The organism is Pseudomonas sp. CK-NBRI-02 (assembly GCF_008124495.1).
Taxonomy (GTDB): Bacteria; Pseudomonadota; Gammaproteobacteria; order Pseudomonadales; family Pseudomonadaceae; genus Aquipseudomonas; species Aquipseudomonas guariconensis.
The window spans coordinates 67923-82120 of sequence record NZ_VSJH01000027.1; the positions used below are offsets into that span (position 1 = coordinate 67923).

The 14198-nt window shown below is 63.5% G+C and carries 17 protein-coding genes; 8 read left to right on the top strand and 9 right to left on the bottom strand.

The features are described from left to right. Window positions 1–32: 32 nt before the first annotated feature. From DQ397_RS17015 to prlC, 3 genes are all read right to left on the bottom strand, one after another. Window positions 33–2033, bottom strand: coding sequence for a M3 family metallopeptidase (locus DQ397_RS17015; RefSeq protein ID WP_043207665.1), 2001 nt, complete (start codon window positions 2031–2033; stop codon window positions 33–35). A 128-nt stretch (window positions 2034–2161) separates the two neighbouring features. Then, a complete protein-coding gene (locus DQ397_RS17020) occupies window positions 2162–2443 on the bottom strand; it encodes a YheV family putative zinc ribbon protein (protein WP_043207663.1) in 282 nt (93 codons plus the stop codon). Beyond that, on the bottom strand, window positions 2440–4491 hold the full coding sequence (prlC, locus tag DQ397_RS17025) for an oligopeptidase A (protein WP_043207661.1): 2052 nt from the start codon (window positions 4489–4491) through the stop codon (window positions 2440–2442). The genes DQ397_RS17020 and prlC overlap by 4 nt, the downstream gene beginning before the upstream one ends. 103 nt (window positions 4492–4594) lie before the next feature. Between prlC and DQ397_RS17030 the strand changes: the two genes are divergently transcribed. Both DQ397_RS17030 and DQ397_RS17035 read left to right on the top strand, forming a co-directional pair. Next, window positions 4595–5143: a gamma carbonic anhydrase family protein gene (locus DQ397_RS17030; RefSeq protein ID WP_043207659.1), complete on the top strand. Its 549-nt coding sequence runs from the start codon at window positions 4595–4597 to the stop codon at window positions 5141–5143. A 103-nt stretch (window positions 5144–5246) separates the two neighbouring features. After that, window positions 5247–5897, top strand: a complete 651-nt coding sequence (locus tag DQ397_RS17035) for an HAD family hydrolase (RefSeq protein ID WP_043207657.1) — start codon at window positions 5247–5249, stop codon at window positions 5895–5897. 96 nt (window positions 5898–5993) lie between these two features. Here DQ397_RS17035 and DQ397_RS17040 read toward each other — a convergent pair whose 3' ends face one another. Continuing rightward, complete coding sequence (locus DQ397_RS17040) at window positions 5994–7085, bottom strand: aminopeptidase (RefSeq protein ID WP_043207653.1); 1092 nt, start codon at window positions 7083–7085, stop codon at window positions 5994–5996. Between the two features lie 66 nt (window positions 7086–7151). Between DQ397_RS17040 and DQ397_RS17045 the strand changes: the two genes are divergently transcribed. Continuing rightward, window positions 7152–7568 (top strand): hypothetical protein, encoded by a 417-nt coding sequence (locus DQ397_RS17045; RefSeq protein ID WP_043207649.1) that lies wholly within the window; start codon window positions 7152–7154, stop codon window positions 7566–7568. Between the two features lie 78 nt (window positions 7569–7646). Continuing rightward, window positions 7647–8060, top strand: coding sequence for a hypothetical protein (locus DQ397_RS17050; protein WP_043207647.1), 414 nt, complete (start codon window positions 7647–7649; stop codon window positions 8058–8060). Window positions 8061–8080: 20 nt separating this feature from the next. On the opposite strand, the gene DQ397_RS17055 is transcribed toward DQ397_RS17050, so the two are convergent. Both DQ397_RS17055 and DQ397_RS17060 read right to left on the bottom strand, forming a co-directional pair. After that, a complete protein-coding gene (locus tag DQ397_RS17055; protein ID WP_043207645.1) occupies window positions 8081–8314 on the bottom strand; it encodes a DUF1161 domain-containing protein in 234 nt (77 codons plus the stop codon). Window positions 8315–8384: 70 nt separating this feature from the next. Beyond that, window positions 8385–8810 carry an OsmC family protein gene (locus DQ397_RS17060; protein ID WP_043207643.1) on the bottom strand — a complete coding sequence of 142 codons (426 nt, stop codon included), beginning with the start codon at window positions 8808–8810 and terminating at the stop codon, window positions 8385–8387. A gap of 151 nt (window positions 8811–8961) precedes the next feature. Between DQ397_RS17060 and DQ397_RS17065 the strand changes: the two genes are divergently transcribed. Further along, a complete protein-coding gene (locus DQ397_RS17065) occupies window positions 8962–9966 on the top strand; it encodes an LLM class flavin-dependent oxidoreductase (RefSeq protein WP_043207640.1) in 1005 nt (334 codons plus the stop codon). A gap of 82 nt (window positions 9967–10048) precedes the next feature. On the opposite strand, the gene DQ397_RS17070 is transcribed toward DQ397_RS17065, so the two are convergent. Both DQ397_RS17070 and DQ397_RS17075 read right to left on the bottom strand, forming a co-directional pair. Beyond that, a complete protein-coding gene (locus tag DQ397_RS17070) occupies window positions 10049–10270 on the bottom strand; it encodes a DUF1161 domain-containing protein (protein ID WP_043207638.1) in 222 nt (73 codons plus the stop codon). 106 nt (window positions 10271–10376) lie between these two features. Continuing rightward, window positions 10377–10592, bottom strand: coding sequence for a dodecin (locus DQ397_RS17075; RefSeq protein ID WP_043207635.1), 216 nt, complete (start codon window positions 10590–10592; stop codon window positions 10377–10379). 154 nt (window positions 10593–10746) lie between these two features. Here DQ397_RS17075 and DQ397_RS17080 point away from each other — a divergent pair, with 154 nt between their 5' ends. Further along, a complete protein-coding gene (locus tag DQ397_RS17080; RefSeq protein WP_043207633.1) occupies window positions 10747–11070 on the top strand; it encodes a YqjD family protein in 324 nt (107 codons plus the stop codon). On the opposite strand, the gene DQ397_RS17085 is transcribed toward DQ397_RS17080, so the two are convergent. Then, window positions 11067–11963, bottom strand: a complete 897-nt coding sequence (locus tag DQ397_RS17085) for a LysR family transcriptional regulator (protein ID WP_043207631.1) — start codon at window positions 11961–11963, stop codon at window positions 11067–11069. The two genes, DQ397_RS17080 and DQ397_RS17085, sit on opposite strands and share 4 nt — an antisense overlap. A 161-nt stretch (window positions 11964–12124) precedes the next feature. Between DQ397_RS17085 and trpB the strand changes: the two genes are divergently transcribed. Further along, window positions 12125–13342: a tryptophan synthase subunit beta gene (trpB, locus tag DQ397_RS17090; protein WP_043207629.1), complete on the top strand. Its 1218-nt coding sequence runs from the start codon at window positions 12125–12127 to the stop codon at window positions 13340–13342. Beyond that, entirely contained in the window at window positions 13339–14148 is an 810-nt protein-coding gene (gene trpA, locus DQ397_RS17095; RefSeq protein WP_043207627.1) for a tryptophan synthase subunit alpha, read from the top strand. The genes trpB and trpA overlap by 4 nt, the downstream gene beginning before the upstream one ends. Window positions 14149–14198: the final 50 nt, after the last annotated feature.

A 14198-nucleotide genomic window follows, 5' to 3' on the forward strand; every position in this document is an offset into this window, starting at 1 on the left:
CCGTTCTAGCGCCTTACGTCAGCCAGTGCGCCTCATTCGAGACCGTACCAGTCCAACAGTGCCTCGATCTGCATAGGTCGTCCCAGAAACTCCTCGCATCCTTCGGGCATCGGCTTGGCATTGGCCCAGTTGGCGAATGCCGCCCGGAAGCGCTTACCCGCCCTGTTGTCGAACAACCCCCATTTTTCGAAGTGGGTGAATACGTCGATGGCATGTGCTTCGCCCCAGACGTAGCTGTAATAACCCGCCTCGTAACCGGCCACCAGATAGTCGAACGCGTGCGCCGGCTTCTCGAAGCTCGCCAGAGGCCAGCAGCCGCAACGTTCGCGGCATTCAGACAGGCGCTGCTGGATGGACTTGCCATCGCCGGGCGAGCTGTGCAGCTCCAGATCGAACAGCGCCATGCTCACGTCGAAGGCGCATTTCTCCAACTGCGCCTCGCGCAGGTTGGCCAGGGCCGCCTGAGCCTGCGCCAGCGTGAGCGGCTCACCGGTCAGGTAATGGCTGGAGATGTCCGCCAGGTACTGCGCGTTCCACAGCCAACGCTCAAGAAACTTGCCGAAGAACTCCTGGCTATCCGAGCCTGCCCGGTTTGGATCGGACAGCAAATGGTTGGTGGCGGGCATCAGCAGGATGTGCAGCCCGTGGCCGAACTCGTGGAACAGTTTGCGCAGGGCCAGATGATCGAGCAGGGCTGGCTCGCCCCCCAAGCCTGGCTCGCCGTCGCTGACCACCATTACCGAAGCGCCATGCGTCCGGCCCTGTTCGTCCCGACGCCGATGGCGCACGGCAATAGTATGAGCTCCGTCTTGCTTGCCTGGGTGCATCAGGACATCCAGATACAGCATGCCGACTTCCACGCCTTCCTGGCGCACGGTGAAGCTGCGCACGCTGGGATGCCACGCCGAGACAGAGCAGGGCGCAAGCGTCAGGTCGAAGACCCGCTCGGCCAGATCGACCAAGGCGTGCACCACCTTGTCCAGCGTGAAGTAGCCGCGCAGCGCTTCATTGCTCATGGCCTGCTTGCGGGCTCGCAGGTACCGGACGTCCCATGGTTGGACTGCATCCAGATCATGCTGCGCAGCCAGGCCCTGAAGCGCGGTGCGCGCTTTGAGCATGGCGGGCCGCAGCTTTTGCGCCAGCGTCTGGAGCAACTGATGAACAGGCTCGACGCTGCCTGCGGCCTTGCCCTGCAAGATCAGCTGCGCGTAGCTGGTGTTTCCGATCAGTTGCCCTTTCTGCTCCCGCAGAAGCGCCAGCTGCTGCAGGCGGGTGCCATTGTCTTGCTGTTCATCCGAATGAACACCCCGGGAGTGGTAGGCCGTATAGACAGCCTCGCGCAGACGCCGATCATCGGCGAATTCGAGAATGGCCTTGGCGTTGCGTTCATTGCAGAGAATCTGCCAGCCCTCCAGGCCGGCATCCTTGGCTTGCCGGGCCATCAGGTCGCGCAAGCGCTGGGGCACCCCTTGCAGGCGCGCCTCATCCTCGATCTGAATACTCGATCGTTCACTCGTTTCATCGAGCGTCTGATAGAAGCCCCCGATCTGTTCGTTGATGTCATCTTCCAGCTGCGCCAACGTGGCGTTTTGCTGCGCATCCAGATGTACACCGGCCAAGCGGTACTCCAGAAGGATCCTGCGCAGCGTGGCCTTTTCATAGACATCCAGGCTGGACTCATCCGTGGCCAGGCGTTGATAGAGGGCGTGCAGGGGCTTGTTTCTGCGGTTTTCCATGAACAGGCGCTGCGCTCGACGATAGCCTTCGTCAAACGCCGCATGCCAGGCCTCACCTTTGTTGGCCAGGGGCAAGGTCGCAAAGACGATCGCCTGCAGATCGGCTATGACGTTGTCCATCGCCAACACCAACCCATCCCAGCTGGGCTGTTTTTGCTGACCTTCCAACACTTGCGACAGACCGGTTTCATAGGCTCCGGCCACGGTGTCGAGGGCCGACTTAACGTGCTCGAGCGTCACGCTGTCGTAATCGATGGGCGCACGATTGTCGTTCAGTAGGGGATTGCGGGCTTGCATGGGAGGTTCCTGCTCGGTTGATGATCAACGCGAGCATGGAACGCAAGGCCCTGCGCAGGTGGCTGCATAACTACCACCTGCCTGGGCAGGCACGCACCACCGGGCCTTGGCCCAGCGGTGCGACGGCCTCATTCGGCCGGTTTCTTCAGCTTAGGATTGGGGAAGAACTGCACGGTCTGCACCTTGGCCGGCGCGGCCTTGGGCGCCAAGTGGTTGACCCGGGTGCCCAGCTCGGTCGGCACCGACAGGCCCTGCTCGTTCAGGGTGTCGGTGAAACCGCAGGCTACGCACTCGCGGTGCGGCACACCGTCTTCATTCCACATCATCAGCTTGTCGGGCTCGCTGCACGCCGGGCAGACCGCCCCGGCGATGAAGCGCTTCTTGGTTTTGCTCACAGGAACCTCGCTCATGCCGCCGCATCCTCGGTCAGGCCACTATGGCGCAGCAGCGCATCGATGGAGGGCTCGCGGCCACGGAAGTCGACGAACAGCACCATCGGCTCGCGGGAGCCGCCACGGGCCAGGATTGCTTCGCGGAAGGCACGGCCGGTCTCGGCATTGAACACACCTTCTTCCTCGAAGCGCGAGAAGGCATCCGCCGAAAGCACTTCTGCCCACTTGTAGCTGTAATAACCGGCCGCGTAACCACCCGCGAAGATGTGGGCGAAGCTGTTCGGGAAGCGGTTGTACGCCGGCGGGCGCATCACCGACACCTCGTCGCGCACACCTTCGAGCACCTGCAGCACGCTGCGCCCATCGCCATGGTTGGCGTGCAGTTCGAAGTCGAACAGCGAAAACTCCAGCTGACGCACCATCATCATGCCCGACTGGAAGTTCTTGGCCGCCAGCATCTTGTCCAGCAGGTCCTGAGGCAGAGGCTCGCCGGTCTCGTAGTGGCCGGAGATCAGCGCCAGGCCTTCAGGCTCCCAGCACCAGTTCTCCATGAACTGGCTCGGCAGCTCCACGGCATCCCAGGCCACACCATTGATGCCGGAGACGCCCGCATGCTCGATGCGGGTGAGCAGGTGGTGCAGGCCATGGCCGAACTCATGGAACAGGGTGGTGACTTCGTCGTGGGTCAATAGCGCCGGCTTGCCAGGCGCGGCCGGGGTAAAGTTGCACACCAGGTTCGCCACCGGGCTCTGCAGGCTGCCGGCGGCAGTACGGCGACGGTCGCGAGCGCCGTCCATCCAGGCACCGCCACGCTTGTTGGCGCGGGCGTACAGGTCGAAGAAGAAGCGGCCCACGTGCTGGCCGTTTTCCTTGATCTCGAACAGGCGTACGTCCGGATGCCAGGTGTCGAAGCCCTTGAGCTCGGCAATCTCGATGCCGTACAGGCGCTGCACGATGGTGAACAGGCCCGAAAGCACCCTGTCGATCGGGAAGTAGGCGCGCAGGGCCTCCTGGGAGACGCTGTAGCGCTGCTCGCGCAGCTTCTCGCCGTAATAGCCGGCGTCCCAGCTCGAAAGCTCCGGGCAGCCCTGCTCGGCGGCGTAGGCCTTGAGCTGCTCCAGATCCTGAGCGGCGAACGGTTTGCTGCGTTTGGCCAGATCGCGCAGGAAGCTCAGCACCTGGTCGCTGGACTCGGCCATCTTGGTGGCCAGGCTCAGCTCGGCGTAGTTCTTGTAGCCCAGAAGCTCAGCGAGCTCCTGGCGCAGGTCGAGGATTTCGCTCATCACCGGGCCATTGTCGAACTGGCCGGCGTTCGGGCCTTGATCGGAGGCGCGGGTGCAGTAGGCGGCGTAGAGTTCTTCGCGCAAGGCGCGGTCATTGGCGTAGGTCATCACCGCGTAGTAGCTGGGGAACTCCAGGGTGATCAACCAACCGTCCAGGCCCTTGGCCTGGGCAGCGGCGGCCATCTGCGCCTTGGCCGAGTCGGTCAGGCCGGCGAGCTGCGCTTCGTCGGTGACGTGTTTGGTCCAGGCCTGGGTGGCGTCCAGCAATTGGTTGGAGAAGCGGCTGCCCAGCTCGCTCAGGCGGCTTTGCACCTCGGCGTAGCGCTGCTGCTTGTCGGCCGGCAGGTCGATACCCGACAGACGGAAGTCCCGCAGGGCGTGGTCGATGATGGTCTTCTGCGCCACATCAAAGCCCGCGGCTTCGGGGCTCTTGGCCAGGGCTTCATAGGCTTCGAACAGGGCGCGGTTCTGCCCCAGCTCGGTGGAATAGGCGCTCAGCGCAGGCAAGCAGGACTCGTAGGCCTCACGCAGTTCCTTGCTGTTGCACACCGCATTGAGGTGGCTGACCGGGCTCCAGGCGGCGCCCAGGCGGTCGTTAAGCTCGTCCATCGCCAGCACCAGGCCGGCCCAGGTCGGGTTCTGGCCTTGCTGTTCAAGGATCTGGGCAATGGCTTTTCGGTTATCGGCCAGGATCTGCTCGATCGCCGGCAGCACGTGTTCGGCACGGATCGCCGAGAAGGGCGGCAGATCGTAGGACTGCAGAAGCGGGTTGTTCGCACTCACGGTTTAGATACCTTGGCAGGAGGAAACACGGGACCATCTTAATTACAATCGACGCCGACCGCAGCAGGCAGCCCGCCTATCGGCATTCAAGAGGGGCGCTATCATGGCCATCCGACGCTTTGCACAACACACTCCGAAAGTTGGACCCAGGGTTTTCATCGATCGTTCGGCGGTGGTGCTGGGCGACGTGGAGATCGGCGAGGACAGCTCGGTCTGGCCGCTGACCGTCATTCGCGGCGACATGCACCGCATCCGCATCGGCGCACGCACCAGCGTGCAGGACGCCAGCGTGCTGCACATTACCCACGCCGGCCCCTTCAACCCTGACGGTTTTCCACTGCTGATCGGCGACGATGTGACGATCGGTCACAAAGTGATGCTGCATGGCTGTACCCTTGGCAACCGCATCCTGGTCGGCATGGGCTGCACGATCATGGATGGCGCGGTGGTAGAGGACGAAGTGATCATCGGTGCTGGCAGCCTGGTCCCCCCCGGCAAACGCCTGGAGAGCGGCTACCTGTACGTCGGCAGCCCGGCCAAGCAAGCCCGCCCGCTGACCGACAAGGAACGGGCGTTCTTTACCTACAGCGCCGCCAATTACGTCAAGCTCAAGGACCAGCACCTGGCCGAAGGCTACGACCGGCCCGAATGACCGTCTTCGCGACTAACCGCGCCACAAGCCCTACGACTGACCTTGTGGGAGCGGGTCTACCCGCGAACAACGCCACGCAGCATTCAAGTGGAACCCTTTGTACATGCACCAGCAGAACATTCTCTTCGACCTCGACGGCACCCTGACCGACCCACGCCTGGGCATCACCCGTTCGATCCAGTACGCCCTGGCCAAGCTGGGCATCGACGAGCCGGACCTGACCCGCCTCGAACACTTCATCGGCCCACCTTTACTGCAAGCCTTCATGCAGTTCTATGGCTTCGACGAAGCCAAAGCCTGGGAGGCGGTGAACTTCTATCGTGAGCGCTTCCGTGTCACGGGCCTGTACGAGAACCTGGTGTTCGACGGCGTGCCAGAACTGCTCGAAACCCTCAACAGCCAAGGCCGCACGCTTTACATCGCCACCTCCAAGCCCTGGGAGTTCGCCCGGGAGATCGCCCGGCACTTTGCCTTCGACCACCACTTCAAGGTGATCTACGGCAGCGAACTGGATGGCACCCGCACCAACAAGGTCGAGCTGATTCGCCACCTGCTGGACGAAGAAGGGCTGGACCCGGCCCAGACGCTGATGATCGGGGACCGCAAGCACGACCTGATCGGTGCACGCAGCAACGGCTTGCAGGCGGTGGCGGTGGGGTATGGCTTCGGCAGCCGTGAAGAGCTCACAGCCGAAGCGCCGGCATTTCATTTCGAGACCCTGGCGCAGATGCACCAGGCATTCGTCGGTCATTAAGTGCAGGGGGCGGCTGCTGTTGCAGCCCGTTCGCAGGCTCCTACAGGGCAGCGGTGACCCTTGTAGAAGCCTGCAAAGGGCACAAGCCGGCCCCACTCACCGGCTTGCAGCCAATCGCGCCAACCGCGTCTTGCGCTCTTCGAGCGGCAACCGCCCCAGCGCCTCGACCTGCCGGTAGAACCGGCTCCAGTCTCCGCCCGCTTGCCTAAACAACGCCGCAAACGCCGGCACCCACTGGTCATACAGCCCGAACGGCAACAGCTTGGCGTTGTTCATCGGCCCATACATCCAGGCGTCATAGCGTTTGTCCCCTTGCCACTGCTCATCGCGCACCTGCCGATAGGCCTGGCGCAGCCGTGCGAACTCCGCCTGCTTGGCCGCCCGCTTGGCTGGCTCGTTGCGTGGGCTTGCGTAGATCGCCTCGAGCCGCGCTCGACTGTCCAGCACCAGTTGGATGAACTGCTCGCGCTGGCGCAGCGAATCCTCCCGAATCGCTGCAAGCCCACGGGCTGCGCGCCATTGCCGCGATCCTTCCTGCTCGACGAACGAGGCAAAAGACTCGTTGAACTCTGTGTCGTCCTGCACATAGAAACGCTGGTGCGCTAGCTCGTGGAAGATCACCGCGGCCAGACGCTCGTCGCCCCAGCCGACCATCGAGGAGAGAATCGGATCGTCGAACCAGCCCAGGGTCGAATACGCTTCGACGCCCCCCACATAGGTGTCCAGTCCTTGCTGGCGCATCAGTGCCGCCGCCCCCCGGGCCGCGCCTTGTCGGTAGTAGCCGCGGTAGGCGACACAACCGGCGATCGGGAAGCAATGGGTCACCGGCTGCAACGATAGCTCCGGCGTGGCGAACACGTTCCAGACCACATAGGGTCGGCCCAGATCGGCGTAGATGCGGTAACTGCGGTTGTCCGGCAGTTTCAGGTGCTCGCTGGCGAACGACCGGGCCAGCTCGGCCTGCGCCAGTCGCTGGCGCAAAGGAGCAGGGGTGGTGGGGTCATCAAGCAGGCGCTGCACCGGCTGGCGTGCGCGCAGCAACTGCCATTGCCCTTCGGCCAGTTGTCCGTAATAGCCAAGGCTGCTGCAACCGTTCAGCAGGAGGGCTGCAAGGACGGGAACCAAACGGGTGAAAACGCGGTCGAGAGGCCCAGGGCTTGAGCGCTGTAAAAGAAAAAGTCGGAACATCAAGGCTGTCTATCTCGCTCACGGCCAGTGCGGTCCAAGACTATCTCGCCAGGGGGGCGTTTCGCCATGCGTTCAATGATTGTCATCGCCGGCACGCTCGTGCTGCTGTCCGGATGCTCCACGTTGCCGGCGCCAGACCCTAATCAGGCCTGGGTCGATCTCGCGCCTTTCGACAACACGTCACTGCACGCAGTGCAGGTGGACGAACGCGACTGGGCCGACACCCGTTATTTCGAAGTCCAGCCTGGCAACCATGAGCTCACTGTGCGCTACCAGTTCGCCGTGGAGCCGAGCAACATCGGCCCGGTCGACGAACCCTTGTGGCGTGACTGTCAGCTCAATCTGACCTTCAAGGATTTCAGCGCCGGACAGCGTTACCAACTGCAAGCCGGCAGCATCGGTTTCCGCCCCTGGATCAAGCTGTACGACCAGCAGCGAAAACTCGTCAGCCAAGGCTTGCCAGCAGGCTGCCAGCGCACCTGAAAGACAACGACTTTCGCGACAGTGCGGGCCTGTCGGCGCTATGCTTATAGCTTGTGAATCGCAAGCGGGAGTTTCGCCATGCGCCAGCCCATGATGCTGATCGCCCTCAGTGCGCTGGGGGCCTGCGCCAGCCCCTTGCCGCCCGTCGACCCCAAGCAGGCCTGGGTCGATCTCTACACCATCACCCCCGGCAGGACCATCATGGCCGACCGCCTGGACGGCAAACGGCTCGATGATGGCCGCTACTTCCAGGTCACACCTGGCAGGCACGAGTTGGTGGTGCGCTTCGACTACGAGGTGTACGCAGGCGGCTTCTCGACCGATCCAACCGAACGCACCTGCTACCTGACCGTGCGCTACGACGACTTCAAGGCCGGTGAACGCTATCGTCTGGAAGCCCGAGCGCCGGTAATGCAGCCGCAGGTGCTGCTGTACGATGCCAAACGCACGGTGGTGGTGGACGAGCCCAGCAACGTTTTCTGCATTCCGTGACCCGCAAGCGCGGGCCCTTTCTACCGATCGTTTTTCTGGTAGATGATTTTCTTGGTCCCGCCATCACAGCTGCCGACGATCATGTTCTGGTCGCGGACCTCGCTATTGGGCACGATTTCCAAAGTGTAGGACGTCACGCCCGCGGCCTGGATCTTCGCTTCGATTTCGGCCTTGAGTTCTTCGCACGGCTTGGGCGCGGCCAGGGCGGTCGTGGCCAGCAGGGAAACCAGCACGGCGGTTGCAACGCGGATCATGGGACGGCTCCTGAAAAGGCAGACCAGCTGCCAACGCTGGTTAGACTACAGGAAACCGCCCCTGTTGCGCCTAGGCAACCAACCTCGCGTCCAGGCTGATCGTGGCGTTCAGTACCTTCGATACCGGGCAGCCGGCCTTGGCCTTGTTGGCGATTTCCTGAAACTGCGCCTCGCTGGCGCCAGGAACCTTGGCCTTGAGGATCAGGTGCACGGCGGTGATGGCGAAACCGTCCGGCTGCTTGTCCAGGCTCACTTCGGCAATGGTGTCGATGCGTTCTGCGGTCAAGCCGGCCTCGCCCAGCATCATCGACAGGGCCATCGAGAAACACCCCGCATGCGCCGCACCAATCAGCTCCTCCGGGTTGGTCCCAGGCGAGCCTTCGAAGCGGGTGTTGAAGCCATAGGGATTCTGCTTGAGCGCCCCACTCTCGGTGGACAGCGAGCCCTTGCCGTCCTTGAGCCCGCCTTGCCAGATCGCCGATGCTGTCTTTTTCATGCTGCCTCCTGGTCATAGGGTGAGTACCTATGGGTTCTGAGGACGGCACCCTATGCAAGTTCAGAACAATCCGACGCTCAACATTGAAACCCCGGAAACTGCCCATACAGAGTCTTCAAGGCCCCTTGGCCAAATTTCTGCGGAGGCTCCAATGACGCACCTGCGTGACCTGAAGATTTCTACCCTCGACCTGGTACCGGTGCGCGCCGACGGCGGCCCGGCCCAGTCCCTGCGCAACTCGCTGGATCTGGCGCAGCACGTCGAACGCTGGGGCTACAACCGCTTCTGGGTGGCCGAACACCACAACATGGATGGCATCGCAAGCTCCGCCACGGCGGTGCTGATCGGCTACTTGGCCGGCGGTACCTCGAGCATCCGCATCGGCTCTGGCGGCGTGATGCTGCCCAACCACGCGCCACTGGTCATCGCCGAGCAGTTCGGCACCTTGGCCAGCCTGTATCCCGGCCGTATCGACCTGGGCCTTGGCCGTGCGCCAGGCTCCGACCAGATGACCGCCCGCGCACTGCGCCGCGAACGCTCCGGCAGCGCCGATGATTTCCCGGATGATGTCGAAGAGCTATCGCGCTATCTGGGCCCTCGCACGCCGGACCAGAAGGTCATCGCCGTGCCCGGCCATGACACCGACGTGCCGATCTGGCTGTTGGGCTCCAGTCTGTTCAGCGCCCAGCTGGCCGGCATGCGCGGGCTGCCCTACGCCTTCGCCTCGCACTTCGCCCCACGCTACATGCATGAGGCGATCCGCATCTACCGCGACCACTTCAAGCCCTCGACCGTGCTCGACAAGCCCTACGTGATGCTGGGCGTGCCGATGGTCGTGGCCGACACCGGTGAACAGGCCGAGTATCTGGCCACCTCCGTGTACCAGCGCATCCTCGCGCTGATCCGTGGCCAAAGCCTGATGCAGCGACCACCGGTGCCGAGCATGGACGGCTTGTGGCTGCCCCACGAACGCGATGCGGTGGGCAGTTTCCTGGGCTTGGCGATGATCGGCAGCCCGCAGAAGGTGCGGGCCAAGGTGGAAGTGCTGTTGGAGCAGACCGGTGCCGATGAGCTGATCTTCACCTGCGACCTGTATGAGCATGCGGATCGGTTGCGCTCTTACGAGCTGCTGGCCCAGGCGCTCAAGACCGAGTAGCGCTTTTCGCGGGTGAACCCGCTCCCACAGGCCTCAACGCGGAGCACGTGGTAGCGGGTTCACCCGCGAAGCGTTCATTCACTCAACCCCGTCGATAGACGATTTCCTTGGTACCGCCTTCGCAGGTACCGACCACTTTGCCCGCCGGCTCGCCCTTGTTCACGATCTCCAGCGTGTAGTCTTTCACGCCCTTGGCATCCAGCTTCGCCGCAATCTCGGCCTTGAGCTCTTCGCACGGCTTCCCAGCCGCAAATGCCCCGCCTGCCAGCGCCATCAAACCCACCGCCAGAATCAGTTTCTTCATCGATCGCTTTCCTTGTTCAGATCAAAAAAGGACAGGGTGCCATTATCGAAATGGCACCCTGCAACCTTTACCCCATCTGGCCGGGCGAAGCCAGCCTGGGCCTGTTTCAGCTGTTGGCGATGCGGAAACCGACCTTCAACGTGACCTGGAAGTGCGCGACCTGGTTATCGCGGATATGGCCACGGGTATCGACGACTTCGAACCACTCCAAATGCTTGATGCTCTTGCCGGCTTCAGCCAGGGCATTGTTGATCGCGTCCTCGATGCTGGTGGGCGAGGACCCGACCAGCTCGATCTTCTTGTAGGTGCGATGATCGGACATGAGCGCTCTCCTTGGTTGGCGTGTGAGATTTGAGCCTAGCAGCGCAGGCCCGCTTTACCTGCGAACTTGCATGGCAAACGAAAGTTCGATCGCACTTTCGCTTCGCTGCACAGTCGCAACCCTTACAACCCAACCCACGCGAAGGAGAGTCATCATGGCCTACAACTCGCTGCGTAAAGCGTCGCTGGAAAGCATGGAGGCGGAGATCGAAAGCCTGCTCAAGACCCTCGAACACCTCAAGCACGACGCCTCGGAAGAGTCGCAGAAATCCATGAAAGCGATCCGCAGCAACGCCGAGAACGCGCTCAGGCAGTCGCGAACACTGATGGGCGAAGCCTACGAAGAAGTCAAAGCCCGCACCCGCCAGACCGGCATCGCCACCCGCGATTACGCCCAGGAACATCCCTGGACCACCGCAGGCGTCGCCATCGGTGCCCTCGGCCTGCTGGCCGCCTGGCTGATGTGCAAGCGCAACTAAGTCGTTTGAAGGTCCAGCTCGTTGCGCAGCCACTGCGCCAACTGCTCGGCGCGCCCGTCCGCGGCGCGTCGCGGCACCCATAGCGCCAAGGCTGCGCGGGTAGGCGAGAAGCCCCAAGGTGCGCTCAGCCGCCCGGCCCGTAGGTCATCCGCCACCAGCGGTTGCGGAGCGATGGCCACCCCCAGACCGGCCACTGCGGCCTCCAGCAGGTAATACAAATGCTCGAAGGCTTGGCCGAACCTCAACGCGGCCGGGTCAAGCCCTTGCTGCTCGGCCCAGGTCGGCCAGGCCTGTGGGCGCGAGGTGGTATCCAGTAGGGCTTCATCGAGCAACGCCTTGGCCGGCGCGCTGCGCAAACGCTCGAAACCCGCGAAATGCGGGCTCACCACCGGCCCGATGCGCTCCTGGGCCAACACATGAACCTGCATGTCCGCAGGCCACGGCGGCTCGGCATACACCAGCAAGGCATCCAGTCCGGGGCGCCGGGGGTCCAGGTCGCCTTCACCGGCGGACAAATGCAGCCGCAGCTCCGGCAAGTCAGCCTTAAGCCGTCCCAAACGCGGGATGAACCAGCGCGCCAGCAGACTGCCAGAACACCCCAGCACGAACGGCGCCTCGCTGACATCACGGCTGAGCTCCGCGCAGACCGTGCGCAGCCGATCGAAGGCATCGAAGCTCGCATCGCGCAGGCGTGACCCGGCATCTGTGAGTTTGATGCCGCGCCCATCCTTGACGAACAAGGCCACACCCAGATGCTCCTCGAGTACCTTGATCTGTCGGCTGACGGCGCCGTGGGTCACGTGTAGCTGCTCGGCAGCCTGGCTGACGCTGTTGAGCCGGGCAGTGGCCTCGAAGGCCCGCAAGGCATTGAGAGGGGGGAGATCCTGGCGCATTTTATATGTGAGATTTTCTGACAAGTTATCGCAATCTTATCGGTTTTCAGCCAGCCATGTCGTGGTTAGAGTAGGCCCATCGACGAGAAAGGCCTGTTCGCGGGTTCAGCTGCGCACAGGCCCACACGATTTCACTGATCACATCGCCTATGGAGCGCCCCATGACCCAGACCCAATACCGCGCCGGCCCCGACGCCAACGGCCTGTTCGGCTCGTTCGGCGGCCGCTACGTGGCCGAAACCCTGATGCCGCTGGTCCTGGACCTGGCCCGCGAATACGAAGCGGCCAAGGCCGATCCGAAGTTCCTCGAGGAACTGGCCTACTTCCAGCGCGACTACATCGGCCGTCCCAACCCGCTGTACTTCGCTGAGCGCCTGACCGAACACTGCGGCGGCGCGAAAATCTTCTTCAAGCGTGAAGAACTCAACCACACCGGCGCGCACAAAGTGAACAACTGCATTGGCCAAGTGCTGCTGGCCAAACGCATGGGCAAGAAACGCCTGATCGCCGAGACCGGCGCCGGCATGCACGGCGTCGCCACCGCCACCGTGGCCGCACGCTTCGGCCTGCCCTGCGTGATCTACATGGGCGCCACCGACATCGAGCGCCAGCAAGCCAACGTGTTCCGCATGAAGCTGCTGGGCGCCGAGATCGTCCCGGTCACCGCCGGCACCGGCACCCTCAAGGACGCCATGAACGAGGCCCTGCGCGACTGGGTCACCAACGTCGACGACACCTTCTACCTGATCGGCACCGTGGCAGGTCCTCACCCGTACCCGGCGATGGTCCGCGATTTCCAATCGATCATCGGCAAGGAAACCCGCGCCCAGTTGCATGAGAAGGAAGGCCGCCTGCCTGATAGCCTGATTGCGTGCGTCGGCGGTGGCTCCAACGCCATGGGCCTGTTCCACGACTTCCTCGATGATGCCAGCGTGCAAATCATCGGCGTCGAAGCCGGTGGCCACGGCGTGAACACCGACAAGCACGCCGCCAGCCTCAACGGCGGCGTCCCGGGCGTGCTGCATGGCAACCGCACGTACCTGCTGCAGGACGCGGATGGCCAGATCACCGATGCCCACTCGATCTCCGCCGGCCTGGACTACCCGGGGATCGGCCCTGAACACGCCTACCTGCACGAAGTGAAACGTGTCGAGTACGTCAGCATCACCGACGATGAAGCCCTCGACGCCTTCCACACCTGCTGCCGCCTGGAAGGCATCATTCCGGCCCTGGAGAGCTCCCATGCTCTGGCCGAAGCGATCAAGCGCGCACCGAACCTGCCCAAGGACCACCTGATGGTCGTGTGCCTGTCCGGACGTGGTGACAAGGACATGCAAACCGTGATGAACCATATGGCCGCCCAGGAGAAACAGCCATGAGCCGTCTTGAACACCGCTTCGCCGAGCTGAAGGCCCAAGGCCGCTCCGCGCTGGTCACCTTCATCACTGCCGGCGACCCTGGCTATGACGCTTCCCTGGCCATCCTCAAGGGCCTGCCCGAAGCAGGCGCCGACGTGATCGAGCTGGGCATGCCGTTCACCGACCCGATGGCCGATGGCGTGGCCATCCAGCTGGCGACCTTGCGCGCCCTGGATGCCGGTCAGACCCTGGCGAAAACCTTGCAGATGGTCCGCGAGTTCCGCGTCGGCAACCAGACCACGCCGATCGTGCTGATGGGCTACTACAACCCGATCCATCGCTTTGGCGTGGAGCGCTTCGTGGCAGAGGCCAAGGACGCCGGCGTCGATGGCCTGATCATCGTCGACCTGCCGCCTGAGCACGACGCCGAGCTGGCCACCCCGGCCCAGGCCGCAGGCATCGACTTCATCCGCCTGACCACCCCGACCACCGATGACGCCCGCCTGCCGCGCGTGCTGGAGCGCAGCTCCGGGTTCGTCTACTACGTCTCGGTGGCCGGCGTGACCGGTGCGGGCTCGGCCACCACCGAGCACGTGCAGCAGGCCATCGCTCGCCTGCGCCGCCACACCGACCTGCCCATCAGCGTGGGTTTCGGTATCCGCACACCGGAGCAGGCCGCGGCGATCGCCAAGCTGTCCGAAGGCGTGGTGGTCGGTTCGGCGCTGGTCGACAAGATCGCCCAAGCCAAGAGTGCCGACCAGGCAGTGGCTGATGTGCTGAGCCTGTGCTCGGCACTGGCTGAAGGCGTACGCGGCGCCCGCCTGTAACCTAGCGAGCGCAGCGCCAGCCCCGCGGGAATCACCGCTCGCGGGGGCTG